We start from the raw sequence: 13,563 nt of genomic DNA on the forward strand, positions 1-13,563 counted from the left end.
CCAATCACTTATGCCGATTGCGTAAATTCTCTATCACCGCCGTCAAATCCAGCTCCTGATCCTGCAGCAGCACCATCAGGTGATACATCAGGTCCGAGGCCTCGTTCTTCAGCTCAAACCGGTCATGCACCGTGGCGGCCAGCGCCGTTTCCACGCCTTCCTCGCCAACCTTCTGCGCAATGCGCTTGGTGCCGCTGGCGTACAGCTTCGCGGTATAGGAGCTCTCCGGGTCGGCGTGTTTACGCTCGGCCAGCAGCTGCTCGAGCTGATACAGGAACAGCCACTGGTGTCCCGCTTCGCCGAAGCAGCTGGACGTGCCCTTGTGGCAGGTTGGGCCAATCGGATTAACCAGCACCAGCAGGGTATCGTTGTCGCAATCCGGCGTGATGCTCACCACGTTGAGGAAGTTGCCGGAGGTTTCGCCCTTGGTCCACAGACGCTGTTTGGTGCGCGACCAGAAGGTCACCTTTCCGCTCTCTTCGGTCTTCGCCAGCGCTTCCTGATTCATATAGCCAAGCATCAGTACTTCGCCGGAAATAGCGTGCTGTACGATGACCGGCATCATGCCGTCGGTTTTTTGCCAGTCCAGCTGTTCAGTTAACATACCCTAATCTCCACGCCCTGTGCTGCCAGGTACGCTTTCAGTTCACCAATATTAATAATCTGCTTGTGGAACACCGATGCGGCCAGCGCGCCGTCGACGTTGGCGTCGCGGAAGGCCTCAAGGAAGTGTTCCATCGTGCCGGCGCCGCCGGAGGCGATCAGCGGCACGTGGCACACGGCGCGGACTTTGCTCAGCTGCGCAAGATCGTAGCCGTTACGCACCCCGTCCTGGTTCATCATGTTCAGCACGATCTCTCCGGCTCCGCGCTTCTGTACTTCCTCTACCCAGTCGAGGGTTTCCCACTGGGTCACCCGGGTGCGGGCTTCGTCGCCGGTGTACTGATTAACGTGGTACTTGCCGCTATCGACGTCGAACCAGGTATCGATACCCACCACGATGCACTGCACGCCAAAGCGATCGGCGAGGCGGGTAATCAGCGTCGGATCGGCCAGGGCAGGGGAGTTAATCGAAATCTTGTCTGCGCCAAAAGAGAGGATCTGCGCCGCGTCTTCCAGCGATTTAATCCCGCCGGCGACGCAGAACGGAATATCGATAACTTCCGCCACCCGGGAAACCCAGCTTTTATCGACCACCCGACCGTCGCTGGAGGCGGTGATATCGTAGAAGACCAGCTCATCCGCGCCTTCGTCGGCGTAGCGCTTCGCCAGCGGGACGATATCGCCGATGATTTCATGATTACGGAACTGCACGCCTTTCACTACCTGGCCGTCGCGAACGTCGAGGCAGGGGATTATCCGTTTTGCCAGCATTGAATGGCCTCCGTTACGTTGAATTTATCTTCCAGCAGGGCGCGCCCGACAATGACGCCGCGAACGCCGGTTCCGCGCAGCGCGGCGATATCGTTAAGAGCGCCGATGCCGCCGGAGGACTGGAACGCGACCTGCGGATAGCGAGCGCACACCTCTTCATATAAAGAGACGTTAGAACCGGCCAGGGTGCCGTCGCGGGAGATGTCGGTGCACAGCACGTGCTGCAGGCCAACCGGCAGATAGCTTTCCACCAGCTCCTCAAGGGTTACCCCGGAGTTTTCCTGCCAGCCGCTGACCGCCACCTGCTTATTACCTTCTGCATCGATACGTACGTCGAGCGCCAGCACCAGATGCTGCGGGCCGAAACGTTTGAACCAGCCCTTCACCGTCTCCGGCGATTTCACCGCCGTAGAGCCTACCACCACGCGCGCGACGCCGGCATCGAGCAGGGCCGCGACGTCCTCTTCCGTACGCACGCCGCCGCCGACCTGTACCGGTACGTCAACGCCGGCAACCAGCGTTTTGAGCAGCGCAATCTGACGCTTTTCGGGATCTTTCGCGCCGGTCAGGTCGACCAGGTGCAGTACTTCCGCGCCCTGGGCGGCGTAGGACTGCAGGCGCGGCAGCGGATCGTTGCCGTAGTCGCGCTGCTGGCCGTAATCGCCCTGGTGGAGACGGACAACCGTACCGTCAATTAAATCTAAAGCCGGAATTATCATCACATCTCCAGGAAATTTTTCAGCAGCTGGGCGCCGGCGCTGCCCGAGCGCTCCGGGTGGAACTGCACGCCAAAAAAGTTATCTTGCTGTACCGCGGCGGTGAACGGCTCGCCGTAGTTGCACTGGGCGATGGTGTGCGGATTGACCGGCATCGCGTAGCTGTGGACGAAGTAGAAATAGGCCCCGTCCTCGATGCCGCTGAACAGGCGATTCCCCGCTTTCGGGTACACGCGGTTCCAGCCCATATGCGGCAGCGGCAGCCCGTGATCGGTCATCTTCGGCACGTCTTCGTCAATAATGCCCAGCAGATCGACGCCGTTGCTCTCTTCGCTGCGGCGGCCAAGCAGCTGCATGCCGAGGCAGATCCCCAGCACCGGCTGGGTGCAGGCCTTCACCAGCTCAATCAGCTCGCGGTCGCGCAGCTGGTCCATCGCCGCCTGGGCGGTGCCCACGCCGGGTAAAAACAGCTTGTCGGCGCGCAGCACCACGTCCGGATCGCGGCTCACCGCCGGCTGATAGCCGTGGCGGAGAATTGCCGACTTCACCGAATTGAGGTTGGCGCATCCGGTATCGAGGATCACCACGTTCATTACAGCACCCCTTTCGAAGATGGCAGCGTGTCGCCCTGGACGCGGATAGCCTGACGCAGCGTGCGGCCAAAGGCCTTAAACAGGCTCTCGACGCGGTGATGGTCGTTCTTCCCTTTGGTTTTCAGGTGCAGCGTCACCGCCATGGTGTAGGAGAGCGAGCGGAAGAAGTGCTCCACCATCTCGGTGCTCAGATCGCCGACGCGCTGATAGGCAAAATCGGCCTTATATTCGAGGTGCGGACGCCCGGAAATATCCAGCGCGCAGCGGGCCAGGCACTCGTCCATCGGCAGCACAAAACCAAAGCGATTGATGCCGCGCTTATCGCCCAGCGCCAGCTTCAGCGCTTCGCCCAGCGCCAGGCCGGTATCTTCCACCGTGTGGTGATCGTCAATATAGAGGTCGCCGCCGACGTTAATCTCCAGGCGGAAGCCGCCGTGGGTGGCTATCTGATCGAGCATATGATCGAAGAAGCCGACGCCGGTGTGGATTTTGCTGCCGCCTTCGCGATCCAGCCAGACTTTCACATCGACCTGGGTCTCTTTGGTGATGCGCTCAACGTGGGCATAGCGGTCGCGGCGGGTGAGCTGCTCGCAGATGGTCGGCCAGTCGAGGGTCTCGCGGTCGTAGCGCAGGCCGATAATGCCCATATTTTCCGCCAGCTCGATGTCGGTGGCGCGATCGCCGATGACGTAGCTGTTGGCTTTGTCCAGCACGCCTTCTTCCAGCCACGGCAGCACCAGCTGGGTTTTCGGCTTGCGGCAGTCGCAGCCTTCCGTCGGCAGGTGCGGACAAATCAGCACCTCTTCAAAGTTCACGCCCTGGGAAGCAAATACCTGCATCATCAGGTTGTGCGGGCCGTCAAACTCATCCTGCGGCAGGCTGTCGGTGCCCAGACCATCCTGATTGGTGATCATCACCAGCCGATAGCCTTCCTGCTGCAGCTTCAGCAGCGCGGGGATCACCTGCGGCTCAAAGGCCAGCTTTTCAAAACGGTCTACCTGAAAATCAACCGGTGGCTCGGAAATCAGCGTACCGTCACGGTCAATAAAGAGAAACTTCTGGGTCATACATTCTCCGCAGTCAAAGCGTCAATCACGCGCTGGCTCTCTGCTCGGGTACCGATAGTGATACGCAAACAGCCGCTTAATGAGGGTTGTTTATTCTGGTCTCGTAAGATAATGCCCTGATCCCACAAAGATTTAAATACCGCGCTGGAGGCTTTGAAGCGCACGAGCACGTAGTTGGTCTCAGAGTCGAACACGCGTTCAACGCAGGCGATGTTGCGCAACTGGCCAACCAGGTACTCACGCTCGTCAACGATCTGCGCGACGCGTGCACGCATGGCGGCAATACCCTGCTCGTTGAGCGCCTGGGCGGCGATATCGGCGACCGGGGTGGAGAGCGGGTAGGGGGCGATAACCTTCATCAGCAGGTTGATCACCTCGGCGTTGGCCAGCGTAAAGCCGCAGCGCAGCCCGGCGAGCGCAAAGGCTTTCGACAGCGTGCGCAGCACCACCAGGTGCGGATAGTCGCTCAGCCAGCCGGCCAGCGTCGCCTGCGGGCAGAATTCGATATAGGCCTCATCGGCCACCACGATCGCCTTGCCGCGGGTCATCTCCAGCAGGGCGCGCAAATCGTCCGGGTTAATTATCTGTCCGGTTGGGTTGTTGGGGCTGCAGACGAAGACCACCTTCACGCCGTCGAGGCTGGCGGCAATGCCCGGCAGGTCGAGCTGCCAGTCGCTCAGGCTCGGCACCGTCCGGCAGGCCACGCCGATAGTCTCGGCGCTGACGCTGTACATGCCGTAGGTCGGCGGGCAGTAGAGCACCGCGTCCTGTCCCGGCTCGCAGAAGGCGCGGATCAGCAGCTCGATACCCTCATCGGCGCCGCGGCTGACCAGCACCTGCTCGGGCTTAACCCCGGCATAGCGGGCATAGTTCTCAATCACCGCTTTTGGCTGACATTCCGGATAGCGGTTGAGGGTCTGCTGGGTCAGCTGAAACTCAACCGCGGTCGGGAATTCGTTGGCGTTCAGCCAGACGTCGCCGTTACCGCCCAGGCGGCGAGCAGACTGGTATGGCGTCAGGTCACGGACGTTAGCGCGGGCTAAATCTTCGATGCTCATGCTTGCTCCTTAAGCGCTGCAACGCGCAGCGTAACGGCATTTTTGTGGGCGGTCAGGCGCTCGGCGGCGGCGAGAATTTCAATCGTTGACGCCAGGGCGGCAAAGCCTTCGCGGGACAGCTCCTGCACCGTCATACGCTTCTGGAAATCCGCCAGGCCGAGGCTGGAACAGGTAGAGGTATAGCCGTAGGTCGGCAGCACGTGGTTGGTGCCGGAGGCGTAATCGCCCGCCGACTCGGGCGACCAGTCGCCGAGGAATACCGACCCGGCGCTGGTGATGCTGTCAACCAGCTCGCGCGCCCTGCGGGTCTGAATAATCAGGTGCTCCGGGCCGTACTGGTTGGAGATCTCCACGCACTGCGCGAGATCGCGCGCCACGATAATACGGCTGGCTGAGAGCGCCTCGCGCGCGGTTTCCGCCCGCGGCAGCTCCGCCAGCTGGCGCTCAACGGCCTGGGCGACGCGGCGGCCCATTTCAGCATCCGGGGTCAGCAGAATAACCTGCGAATCCGGGCCGTGCTCGGCCTGCGACAGCAGGTCTGAGGCCACGAAGTCCGGCGTCGCGCCGCTGTCGGCAATCACCAGAACTTCTGACGGACCGGCGGGCATGTCGATCGCCGCGCCGTCGAGACGCTGGCTGACCTGACGCTTAGCCTCGGTCACGAAGGCGTTACCCGGGCCAAAGATTTTGTCCACTTTGGCAATTGATTCGCTGCCGAAGGCCAGCGCCGCAATCGCCTGCGCGCCGCCGACGTTAAAGACGTTACGCACGCCGCACAGCTGGGCGGCATAGAGAATTTCGTCGGCAATAGGCGGCGGGGAGCACAGCACTACCTGCTGACAGCCGGCGATACGCGCCGGCGTTGCCAGCATTAATACGGTAGAGAACAGCGGCGCCGAGCCGCCGGGAATATAGAGGCCGACGGAGGCGATGGGGCGGGTGACCTGCTGGCAGCGCACGCCCGGCAGCGTCTCAACGTCCACGCCCGGAAGCTGCTGGGCGTTGTGGAAGGTTTCAATATTGCGTACCGCAACCGCCATCGCCTGCTTGAGCTCGTCGCTCAGGCGCTCGCCGGCGGCGGCAATCTCTTCGTCGCTGACCTTCAGCGCCTTGACGTCGGTCTTATCAAACTTTGCGCTGTACTCGCGCAGCGCCGCGTCGCCGTTTTGTTTAACGTTATCAAGGATCTCAGCAACGGTGCGCGTGATGCTGTCGGAAGCGGAAATTGCCGGGCGCATTAATAGTTGTTGCTGTTGTTCGGCGCTACGGCTATTCCAGTCGATGATTGTGTTGAAGCTCATGATCGTTTCCCCTGTTTAATCTCTGAGACAGGCCCGGTGGGGCCCGTGCTGGCTGGATTACTCCATCATCTTCTCAATCGGCAGGACCAGGATCGAGCTGGCGCCGAGCGCTTTCAGTTTTTCCATGGTTTCCCAGAACAGGGTTTCGCTGCTGACCATGTGCATCGCTACGCGCTGCTTATCGCCCGCCAGCGGCAGGATCGTCGGACGCTCGGCGCCAGGCAGCAGGGCCACGACTTCTTCCAGACGCTCGGTCGGCGCGTGCATCATGATGTATTTCGATTCCCGGGCCTGGATAACGCCCTGAATACGGGTCAGCAGGCGGTCAATCAGCTGCTGTTTGGCATCGGCGATGTCGCCGTCGCGCTGAATCAGGCAGGCTTTGGAGCGGAACATCACTTCCACTTCGCGCAGGCCGTTGGCTTCGAGGGTGGCGCCGGTAGAGACCAGGTCGCAAATCGCGTCGGCGAGGCCCGCGCGCGGGGCGACTTCAACGGAGCCGTTCAGCAGGCAGGACTTAAACGAAATGCCTTTCTGATCGAGGTAGCGCTTCAGCAGGTGCGGATAGGAGGTGGCGATACGCTTGCCGTCCAGCGCCGCCGGGCCGTCCCAGCGCTCGTCCGCCGGCGTGGCCAGCGACAGGCGGCAGCCGCCGAAATCCAGACGACGCAGGGTGAAGTAGCGCGGATCTTCGCCCTGAGCGCGGCGGCTCAGCAGCTCTTCTTCCAGCACGTTTTCGCCGATAATGCCCAGATCGACCACGCCGTCCATAATCAGGCCCGGGATATCGTCATCACGCACGCGCAAAATATCGATCGGCATATTTTCTGCCAGCGCAATCAGGCGCTGAGTGTGCAGATTCACTTTGATGCCGCAGCGGCTCAATAATTCGCGTGAATCTTCGCTCAGGCGGCCTGATTTTTGAATAGCTATGCGTAAACGGCTGTTGTCTAACATTCTTCTTTTCCTCTTATACCTGTCTGAATCTGTCCGAATTTAATTCAAAAAAAAGCCCCCGGAAGTAAATCTTCCGGGGGCTCTCTTTGCGTTCATGCACCTCTGGAAGATCCAAACGTCTTCCAGCACACATCGCCTGAAAGACTAGTCAGGATGATGGTGATGATGGTGGTTTTTAGATTGAACGCAGTTCATAAAATTCTCTTTGAATGACTATGCATTTGATGCCTTTAACCTAAACCAGTTCAGCGGCATAAAGCAAGGGCTTTTTACTATCATTAATTCATTTCATATTCACCGAAGAAATTGTCAGCCGCCGCCGGCTGGCGTAGCCTTAAGTCAGCACAGCGAAAGAGCCAGGAGCCAGAGTATGAAAAAGGTCGCGATTGTCGGATTAGGATGGTTGGGTATGCCCCTTGCGCTGTCGTTGATGGCGCGTGGGTGGGAGGTGACCGGCAGTAAGACGACGCAGGATGGCGTGGAGGCGGCGCGGATGTGCGGAATTGACGGCTATCCGCTGCGTCTTGAACCGCAGCTGGTTTGCGACACCGAAGATCTGGATGCATTAATGAACGTCGATGCGCTGGTGATCACCTTGCCGGCTCGCCGTACCGGGCCGGGGGAGGATTTCTACCTGCAGGCGGTGCAGGAAATTGTGGATACCGCGTTAGCCCACCACGTTCCGCGGATAATTTTTACCAGCTCCACCTCAGTATATGGCAACGCCAGCGGCACCCTGAAAGAGGGGGCCCCCCGCAATCCGCAAACCGCCAGCGGCAGGGTGCTTAAAGAGCTGGAGGACTGGCTGCATAACCTACCGGGAACCTCGGTCGATATTTTACGCCTTGCCGGGCTGGTGGGGCCATCGCGCCATCCGGGACGTTTCTTTGCCGGTAAGTCGGCGCCGGACGGCCAGCAGGGGGTCAATCTGGTCCATCTGCAGGACGTTATCGCCGCGATTGAGCTGCTGCTGCAGGCCCCGAAGGGCGGACACATCTATAATATATGTGCGCCAAAGCATCCCGCTCGCGGCGTCTTCTATCCGCAGATGGCCCGCGAACTTGGCCTGCCGGCACCGGTGTTTGCCGATAACCCGGACGGCGGTAGCGGCAAGATTATCGACGGCAACCGCATCTGCTACGAGCTGGGGTTTGAGTATCAGTACCCGGACCCGCTGGTCATGCCGATGGAGTAATCAGTCAGCGGGAAATCGCGAACCGTAAGGGGGCGGCGATGAAACCACTGCTGGATGTCCTCGTTATTCTCGATGCGCTGGAAAAAGAGGGGAGCTTTGCCGCGGCGTCGGCAAAGCTTTATAAAACGCCCTCCGCGCTGAGCTACACCATTCATAAGCTGGAAAGCGATCTTAATATTCAGCTGCTTGACCGCAGCGGACACCGCGCGCGCTTTACCCCCAGCGGCCAGCTGCTGCTGGAAAAGGGGCGCGAAGTGCTCCACACCGCGCGGGAGCTGGAAAAACAGGCGATTAAGCTGCACCAGGGCTGGGAAAACGCGCTGGTCATTGCCGTGGACGCCACCTTTCCCTTCTCTTTACTGGCGCCGCTGGTGGGCCAGTTTTATCAGCAGCACCAGCTGGCGCAGCTGCGCTTTAGCCGCGAGACCGTTAGCGGCCGCTGGGAGGCGCTGGTCGAAGGGAGGGCGGATATCGTGGTCGGCGCGTTAAGCGATCCGCCAGCCCTCAGCGGCTACGGTTTCACTTCGCTAGGCGAGCTGGAGCATATTTTTGTCGTCGCCCCGCAACATCCGCTGGCGCAGCTGCCGGAACCGCTGAGCTGGCGGGTGATGAAGCGCCACCGGGCCATTATCTGCGGCGGCGGCTGGCCGTCCGCTGACGATCGGGAGAATCTGGAGGCGTTTGATTTTCCCGGCCTGCTGGCGCTGGTTTCCGCCGGTCTTGGCTGGGGCTATCTGCCTCGCTACCTGGCCCAGACCCAGCTTGACCGCGGCGAGCTGATAATGAAGGAGGTTGCCGCCCATCAGCCGCTATACCGGGCGTGGATTGGCTGGCATGAGGACGCATCCGGCCTCGCCAGCAAATGGTGGCAGAATGCTGTTTTAGCAAATAATGCTATTCGCAGGATATACAATACTAAAATTGTATGAATATTAGGCTGTTAAATGATTTCTGCAATTTTTTGGCTCTTCAACGGCTTGTCATCCGGCCAGTAAATGTTGCAAAATACGCGGCCTGAAAAACAGAAACTAGCCGACGCTTTTTAAAGTGTCGGTTATTTTTTTGCTTTAAAGACACATCATTCAATACCAAGAGGCCGGGCTTCGTACCGGATAGATATTTACTAAAAACCGACAGTTGTTGTCGCTGAGGAATACACAGAAATGGGGCAATTTTTTGCTTACGCGATGGCTTTCGCCGTAAAAGGGGATGACCACAATGTCGCATAACGCTACTCCAAAAACCTCTCGCGTGGAATTACGTAAAACCCTTACGTTGATTCCGGTTGTCATGATGGGCCTGGCCTATATGCAGCCGATGACGCTGTTCGATACGTTTGGTATCGTCTCTGGATTGACTGACGGTCACGTTGCGACGGCCTACGCCTTCGCGCTGATCGCAATTCTTTTCACGGCGCTGAGCTACGGTAAACTGGTTCGTCGTTTTCCGTCTGCAGGCTCCGCCTACACCTACGCTCAGAAATCTATCAGCCCGGCCGTTGGCTTTATGGTTGGCTGGTCATCGCTGCTCGACTATCTGTTTATGCCGATGATCAACATCCTGCTGGCGAAGATTTACTTTGAAGCGCTGATGCCTTCCGTTCCGTCGTGGATCTTCGTGGTTGCGCTGGTCGGCTTTATGACCGTGTCCAACCTGCGCAGCATCAAGGCCGTGGCGAACTTCAATACCCTGATTGTGGTTCTGCAGATGGGCATCGTGGCGGTTATCGTCGGCCTGATTATCTACGGCATCATGCACGGTGAAGGCGCCGGTACGCTGACCAGCACCCGTCCGTTCTGGTCCGAAGGGGCCCACGTGGTGCCGATGATTACCGGTGCGACCATTCTGTGCTTCTCGTTCCTCGGCTTTGACGGTATCTCTTCTCTGTCTGAAGAGACCAAAGACGCCGAGCGCGTGATCCCGAAGGCTATCTTCCTGACCGCGCTGATTGGCGGGATGATCTTCATCGGCGCCTCTTACTTCCTGCAGCTGTACTTCCCGGATATCTCACGCTTTAAAGATCCGGACGCGTCGCAGCCTGAAATCATGCTGTACGTGGCGGGCAAAACCTTCCAGTGGGGCGTGCTGATCTTCTCCAGCGTGACCGTTCTGGCTTCCGGTATGGCCGCACACGCGGGCGTTTCCCGTCTGATGTACGTGATGGGCCGCGACGGCGTATTCCCGACCAGCTTCTTCGGCTACGTTCACCCGAAATGGCGTACCCCGGCGTTTAACGTGCTGCTGGTTGGCGCAATTGCGCTGCTGGCGATTAAATTCGACCTGGTGACCGCGACGGCGCTGATTAACTTCGGGGCGCTGGTGGCCTTCACCTTCGTTAACCTGTCGGTTATTTCGCAGTTCTGGATCCGCGAGAAGCGTAACAAGACTCTGAAAGACCACGTTAACTACCTGGTGCTGCCAACCTGTGGCGCGCTGACCGTTGGCGCACTGTGGGTCAACCTGGAGCAGAGCTCTATGGTGCTGGGTCTGATTTGGGGCACCATCGGCCTGGTTTATCTGGCCTGCGTGACCCGTCGCTTCCGCAACCCGGTTCCGCAGTACGAAGACATTGCCTGATCGCGCATTAGAATGAAAAAAGCCGGGGGGAGACCTCCGGCTTTTTTGTTTCCGTCACTTCTGCGCTTCCTGGCGCATCACTCTGAGTAGCGTATCCAGCAGTCCGGGAAAACGCGCCTCCAGATCCTCCCTGCGTAGCGAAATCATATTCTCCCGCCCCTGCGGGCGCTGCCATATCACGCCGCTATCGCGCAGCACGCGCCAGTGGTGGGTCATGGTGGACTTGGCAACGTCTTCATGGCGCAGGGCGTTGCAGCTCTGTTCGCTGCCGTCGGCGAGGATGCGAATAATCTCCAGCCGCATCGGATTGCCAAGGGCAAAAAGAACATTTTCAAGGCGGATTTGTTCACGTTCGGGGTGATTGGCGATCATAATATTCCTGTGTCGGCGGTTGCTCTGTTCCGCGGAACAGCAGCCCGTATCGGCGGCTGGCCGGTAATATACCCAAACTCAATCGCTAAAGCCACGCGCGGTGCTGCAGCTTCACCGATAGTAACGATAGCAAAAATAGTTCGAATATACTCGTACAGTTGTACTATGATGGATGCCGTTGAACGAACCGCGGCCGTTTCGCCGCTCACTGACAATCAAAATGACTAAGGACGCATCATGCCCCGACCCATCCCCCTCGAACGTTATCGCAACATCGGTATCTCCGCGCATATCGATGCCGGTAAAACCACCACCACTGAGCGCATTCTGTTTTATACCGGAATGAGCCATAAGCTGGGTGAAGTGCACGATGGCGCGGCAACAACCGACTGGATGGCGCAGGAGCAAGAGCGCGGCATAACCATTACCTCCGCCGCGGTGAGCTGCTTCTGGCCCGGCATGGACCGCAGCTTTGAGCCGCACCGGATTAATATCATCGACACCCCAGGGCACGTCGATTTTACCATTGAAGTCGAGCGCTCCATGCGGGTGCTCGACGGCGCGGTGATGGTCTACGACTCCGTCGGCGGCGTGCAGCCGCAGTCGGAAACCGTCTGGCGGCAGGCGAATAAGTATCACGTCCCGCGGCTGGCCTTCGTCAATAAAATGGACCGCCCCGGCGCCGATTTCTTCCGCGTGGTGCAGATGATGATCGACCGCCTGAAGGCCAACCCGGTGCCGGTGGTGATTCCCGTCGGCGCCGAGGAGCATTTCGTTGGGGTCGTGGACCTCATCAAAATGCGCGCCATTTTGTGGGACGATGCGACCCAGGGGATGACCTTCAGCTATGCGCCGGTGCCGGATGCGCTGCTGGCAACCGCCCGCCAGTGGCGGGAGAAAATGGTTTCAGCGGCGGCGGAGGCCAGCGATGAGCTGATGGACAAATATCTGGAAACGGGCGATCTGAGCGAAGCTGAGATCGTCGCCGGGCTGCGTAAGCGCACCGTTGCCGGAGAGATCCAGCCGGTGCTGTGCGGCAGCGCCTTTAAGAATAAAGGCGTCCAGCGGATGCTCGATGCGGTCATCGAACTGATGCCGTCCCCGCTGGATATCCCGGCGATTCAGGGCGTTGATGAGCAAGGCCGGCCGGCGGAGCGTCATCCTGCCGACGATGAGCCGCTTTCGGCGCTGGCGTTCAAGCTGATGACCGACCCCTACGTGGGCCAGCTGACCTTTATCCGCGTCTATTCCGGCACCCTGAAGAAAGGGGATGCGGTCTATAACCCGGTTAAAGGCAAAAAAGAGCGTATCGGCCGCATCGTGCTGATGCATGCCAACGATCGCCACGAGGTGGACGAGCTGCACGCCGGCGATATCGCCGCCTGCGTTGGCCTGAAAGACGTCACCACCGGCGATACGCTGTGCGATCCGAATGCGATCGTCACCCTGGAGCGGATGGAGTTTCCGGAGCCGGTGATTTCGCTGGCTATCGAGCCGAAAACCAAAGCGGATCAGGAGAAAATGGGCATCGCGCTGCAGCGCCTGGCAGCGGAAGATCCGTCGTTCCGCCTGCACACCGACGAGGAGTCCGGGCAGACGATTATTTCCGGGATGGGCGAGCTGCATCTGGAAATTATCGTTGACCGGATGCGGCGCGAATTTAGCGTTGAGGCGAACATCGGCCGTCCGCAGGTGACCTACCGGGAGACGATCCGCAAAACGGTGAAAGAGGTGGAAGGCAAGTTCGTCCGCCAGTCCGGCGGCAAGGGGCAGTACGGCCACGTGGTGCTGACTCTCGAACCGCTGGAACCCGGCAGCGGCTTCGTCTTTGAAGATGCCACCAAAGGCGGAGTAGTGCCGCGGGAGTACATTCCTTCGGTGGAAAAGGGCCTGCGTGAAGCGATGGGCACCGGCGTGCTGGCAGGCTATCCGGTGGTGGACGTCAAAGCGACCCTGACTTTTGGTTCGTACCACGACGTCGACTCCTCGGAAATGGCCTTCCGCATGGCGGCCATTTTCGGCTTCAAGGAGGGGGCGCGCAGGGCCGACCCGGTGATCCTCGAACCGGTGATGCATGTGGAAGCGGAAACGCCGGAAGAGTACGCCGGTAATATTATGGGCGATCTCTCCTCCCGCCGCGGCATGGTGCAGGGGATGGAAGAACGCTTCGGCAGCCAGATTATTCGCGCCGACGTGCCGCTGGCCGAGATGTTCGGCTATTCCACGACGCTACGCTCGATGTCCCAGGGGCGGGCGACCTACAGCATGGAGTTCCATCATTACGCGGAGGCCCCGCGTAACGTGGCGGAGGCGATTATCGCCAGCCGCGCGAAAGGGTAAATAACCGTTCCCG

14 protein-coding genes and 1 other annotated feature are annotated in these 13,563 nt (G+C 59.6%); of the genes, 4 read left to right on the forward strand and 10 right to left on the reverse strand.

The features are described 5' to 3' along the window. Positions 1-4 precede the first annotated feature (4 nt). From hisIE to hisL, 9 genes are all read right to left on the reverse strand, one after another. The gene (hisIE, locus tag MMW58_RS09895; protein ID WP_045859517.1) at positions 5-604 is read right to left on the reverse strand and encodes a bifunctional phosphoribosyl-AMP cyclohydrolase/phosphoribosyl-ATP diphosphatase HisIE; all 600 of its coding nucleotides are present in this window, start codon (positions 602-604) and stop codon (positions 5-7) included. Beyond that, positions 598-1,374, reverse strand: a complete 777-nt coding sequence (gene hisF, locus MMW58_RS09900; RefSeq protein WP_159235575.1) for an imidazole glycerol phosphate synthase subunit HisF — start codon at positions 1,372-1,374, stop codon at positions 598-600. Before hisF ends, hisIE begins: the two co-directional genes overlap by 7 nt. Continuing rightward, entirely contained in the window at positions 1,356-2,093 is a 738-nt protein-coding gene (hisA, locus tag MMW58_RS09905) for a 1-(5-phosphoribosyl)-5-[(5-phosphoribosylamino)methylideneamino]imidazole-4-carboxamide isomerase (protein ID WP_241723222.1), read from the reverse strand. The genes hisF and hisA overlap by 19 nt, the downstream gene beginning before the upstream one ends. After that, on the reverse strand, positions 2,093-2,683 hold the full coding sequence (gene hisH / locus MMW58_RS09910; RefSeq protein WP_076945657.1) for an imidazole glycerol phosphate synthase subunit HisH: 591 nt from the start codon (positions 2,681-2,683) through the stop codon (positions 2,093-2,095). The genes hisA and hisH overlap by 1 nt, the downstream gene beginning before the upstream one ends. Further along, entirely contained in the window at positions 2,683-3,750 is a 1,068-nt protein-coding gene (gene hisB / locus MMW58_RS09915; protein ID WP_118842210.1) for a bifunctional histidinol-phosphatase/imidazoleglycerol-phosphate dehydratase HisB, read from the reverse strand. Before hisB ends, hisH begins: the two co-directional genes overlap by 1 nt. Further along, positions 3,747-4,808 (reverse strand): histidinol-phosphate transaminase, encoded by a 1,062-nt coding sequence (gene hisC / locus MMW58_RS09920; RefSeq protein WP_118842209.1) that lies wholly within the window; start codon positions 4,806-4,808, stop codon positions 3,747-3,749. The genes hisB and hisC overlap by 4 nt, the downstream gene beginning before the upstream one ends. Continuing rightward, positions 4,805-6,109 carry a histidinol dehydrogenase gene (hisD, locus tag MMW58_RS09925; RefSeq protein WP_241723223.1) on the reverse strand — a complete coding sequence of 435 codons (1,305 nt, stop codon included), beginning with the start codon at positions 6,107-6,109 and terminating at the stop codon, positions 4,805-4,807. Before hisD ends, hisC begins: the two co-directional genes overlap by 4 nt. A gap of 57 nt (positions 6,110-6,166) precedes the next feature. Beyond that, positions 6,167-7,066: an ATP phosphoribosyltransferase gene (gene hisG / locus MMW58_RS09930; protein WP_041146363.1), complete on the reverse strand. Its 900-nt coding sequence runs from the start codon at positions 7,064-7,066 to the stop codon at positions 6,167-6,169. A gap of 46 nt (positions 7,067-7,112) precedes the next feature. Beyond that, positions 7,113-7,235: a sequence feature (His leader region), on the reverse strand. Beyond that, positions 7,211-7,261 (reverse strand): his operon leader peptide, encoded by a 51-nt coding sequence (gene hisL / locus MMW58_RS09935; RefSeq protein WP_115193915.1) that lies wholly within the window; start codon positions 7,259-7,261, stop codon positions 7,211-7,213. It overlaps the preceding feature by 25 nt. A 175-nt stretch (positions 7,262-7,436) precedes the next feature. On the opposite strand from hisL, the gene MMW58_RS09940 reads away from it, so the two are divergent. The 3 genes from MMW58_RS09940 to MMW58_RS09950 all read left to right on the forward strand — a co-directional run bounded on the left by MMW58_RS09940 (position 7,437) and on the right by MMW58_RS09950 (position 10,838). Beyond that, complete coding sequence (locus tag MMW58_RS09940) at positions 7,437-8,261, forward strand: SDR family oxidoreductase (protein ID WP_133598909.1); 825 nt, start codon at positions 7,437-7,439, stop codon at positions 8,259-8,261. Positions 8,262-8,299: 38 nt separating this feature from the next. Next, positions 8,300-9,190 (forward strand): LysR family transcriptional regulator, encoded by an 891-nt coding sequence (locus tag MMW58_RS09945; protein WP_133598907.1) that lies wholly within the window; start codon positions 8,300-8,302, stop codon positions 9,188-9,190. Between the two features lie 289 nt (positions 9,191-9,479). Beyond that, entirely contained in the window at positions 9,480-10,838 is a 1,359-nt protein-coding gene (locus MMW58_RS09950; RefSeq protein ID WP_041146360.1) for an APC family permease, read from the forward strand. A gap of 54 nt (positions 10,839-10,892) precedes the next feature. On the opposite strand, the gene MMW58_RS09955 is transcribed toward MMW58_RS09950, so the two are convergent. Beyond that, entirely contained in the window at positions 10,893-11,210 is a 318-nt protein-coding gene (locus tag MMW58_RS09955; protein WP_045859498.1) for an ArsR/SmtB family transcription factor, read from the reverse strand. A 237-nt stretch (positions 11,211-11,447) separates the two neighbouring features. On the opposite strand from MMW58_RS09955, the gene fusA reads away from it, so the two are divergent. Next, positions 11,448-13,550: an elongation factor G gene (gene fusA / locus MMW58_RS09960; RefSeq protein WP_241723225.1), complete on the forward strand. Its 2,103-nt coding sequence runs from the start codon at positions 11,448-11,450 to the stop codon at positions 13,548-13,550. Positions 13,551-13,563 lie beyond the last annotated feature (13 nt).

The organism is Klebsiella sp. HC6 (assembly GCF_022605325.1).
Taxonomy (GTDB): domain Bacteria; phylum Pseudomonadota; class Gammaproteobacteria; order Enterobacterales; family Enterobacteriaceae; genus Klebsiella; species Klebsiella terrigena.

Bases quoted from the DNA above. Each gene is read 5' to 3' on its own strand.
- hisD (WP_241723223.1), bottom strand. From the start codon at position 6,109: ATGAGCTTCAACACAATCATCGACTGGAATAGCCGTAGCGCCGAACAA.
- hisIE (WP_045859517.1), bottom strand. From the start codon at position 604: ATGTTAACTGAACAGCTGGACTGGCAAAAAACCGACGGCATGATGCCG.
- fusA (WP_241723225.1), top strand. From the start codon at position 11,448: ATGCCCCGACCCATCCCCCTCGAACGTTATCGCAACATCGGTATCTCC.
- MMW58_RS09955 (WP_045859498.1), bottom strand. From the start codon at position 11,210: ATGATCGCCAATCACCCCGAACGTGAACAAATCCGCCTTGAAAATGTT.
- hisH (WP_076945657.1), bottom strand. From the start codon at position 2,683: ATGAACGTGGTGATCCTCGATACCGGATGCGCCAACCTCAATTCGGTG.
- hisC (WP_118842209.1), bottom strand. From the start codon at position 4,808: ATGAGCATCGAAGATTTAGCCCGCGCTAACGTCCGTGACCTGACGCCA.
- hisB (WP_118842210.1), bottom strand. From the start codon at position 3,750: ATGACCCAGAAGTTTCTCTTTATTGACCGTGACGGTACGCTGATTTCC.
- hisG (WP_041146363.1), bottom strand. From the start codon at position 7,066: ATGTTAGACAACAGCCGTTTACGCATAGCTATTCAAAAATCAGGCCGC.
- hisA (WP_241723222.1), bottom strand. From the start codon at position 2,093: ATGATAATTCCGGCTTTAGATTTAATTGACGGTACGGTTGTCCGTCTC.
- MMW58_RS09945 (WP_133598907.1), top strand. From the start codon at position 8,300: ATGAAACCACTGCTGGATGTCCTCGTTATTCTCGATGCGCTGGAAAAA.
- hisF (WP_159235575.1), bottom strand. From the start codon at position 1,374: ATGCTGGCAAAACGGATAATCCCCTGCCTCGACGTTCGCGACGGCCAG.
- MMW58_RS09940 (WP_133598909.1), top strand. From the start codon at position 7,437: ATGAAAAAGGTCGCGATTGTCGGATTAGGATGGTTGGGTATGCCCCTT.
- MMW58_RS09950 (WP_041146360.1), top strand. From the start codon at position 9,480: ATGTCGCATAACGCTACTCCAAAAACCTCTCGCGTGGAATTACGTAAA.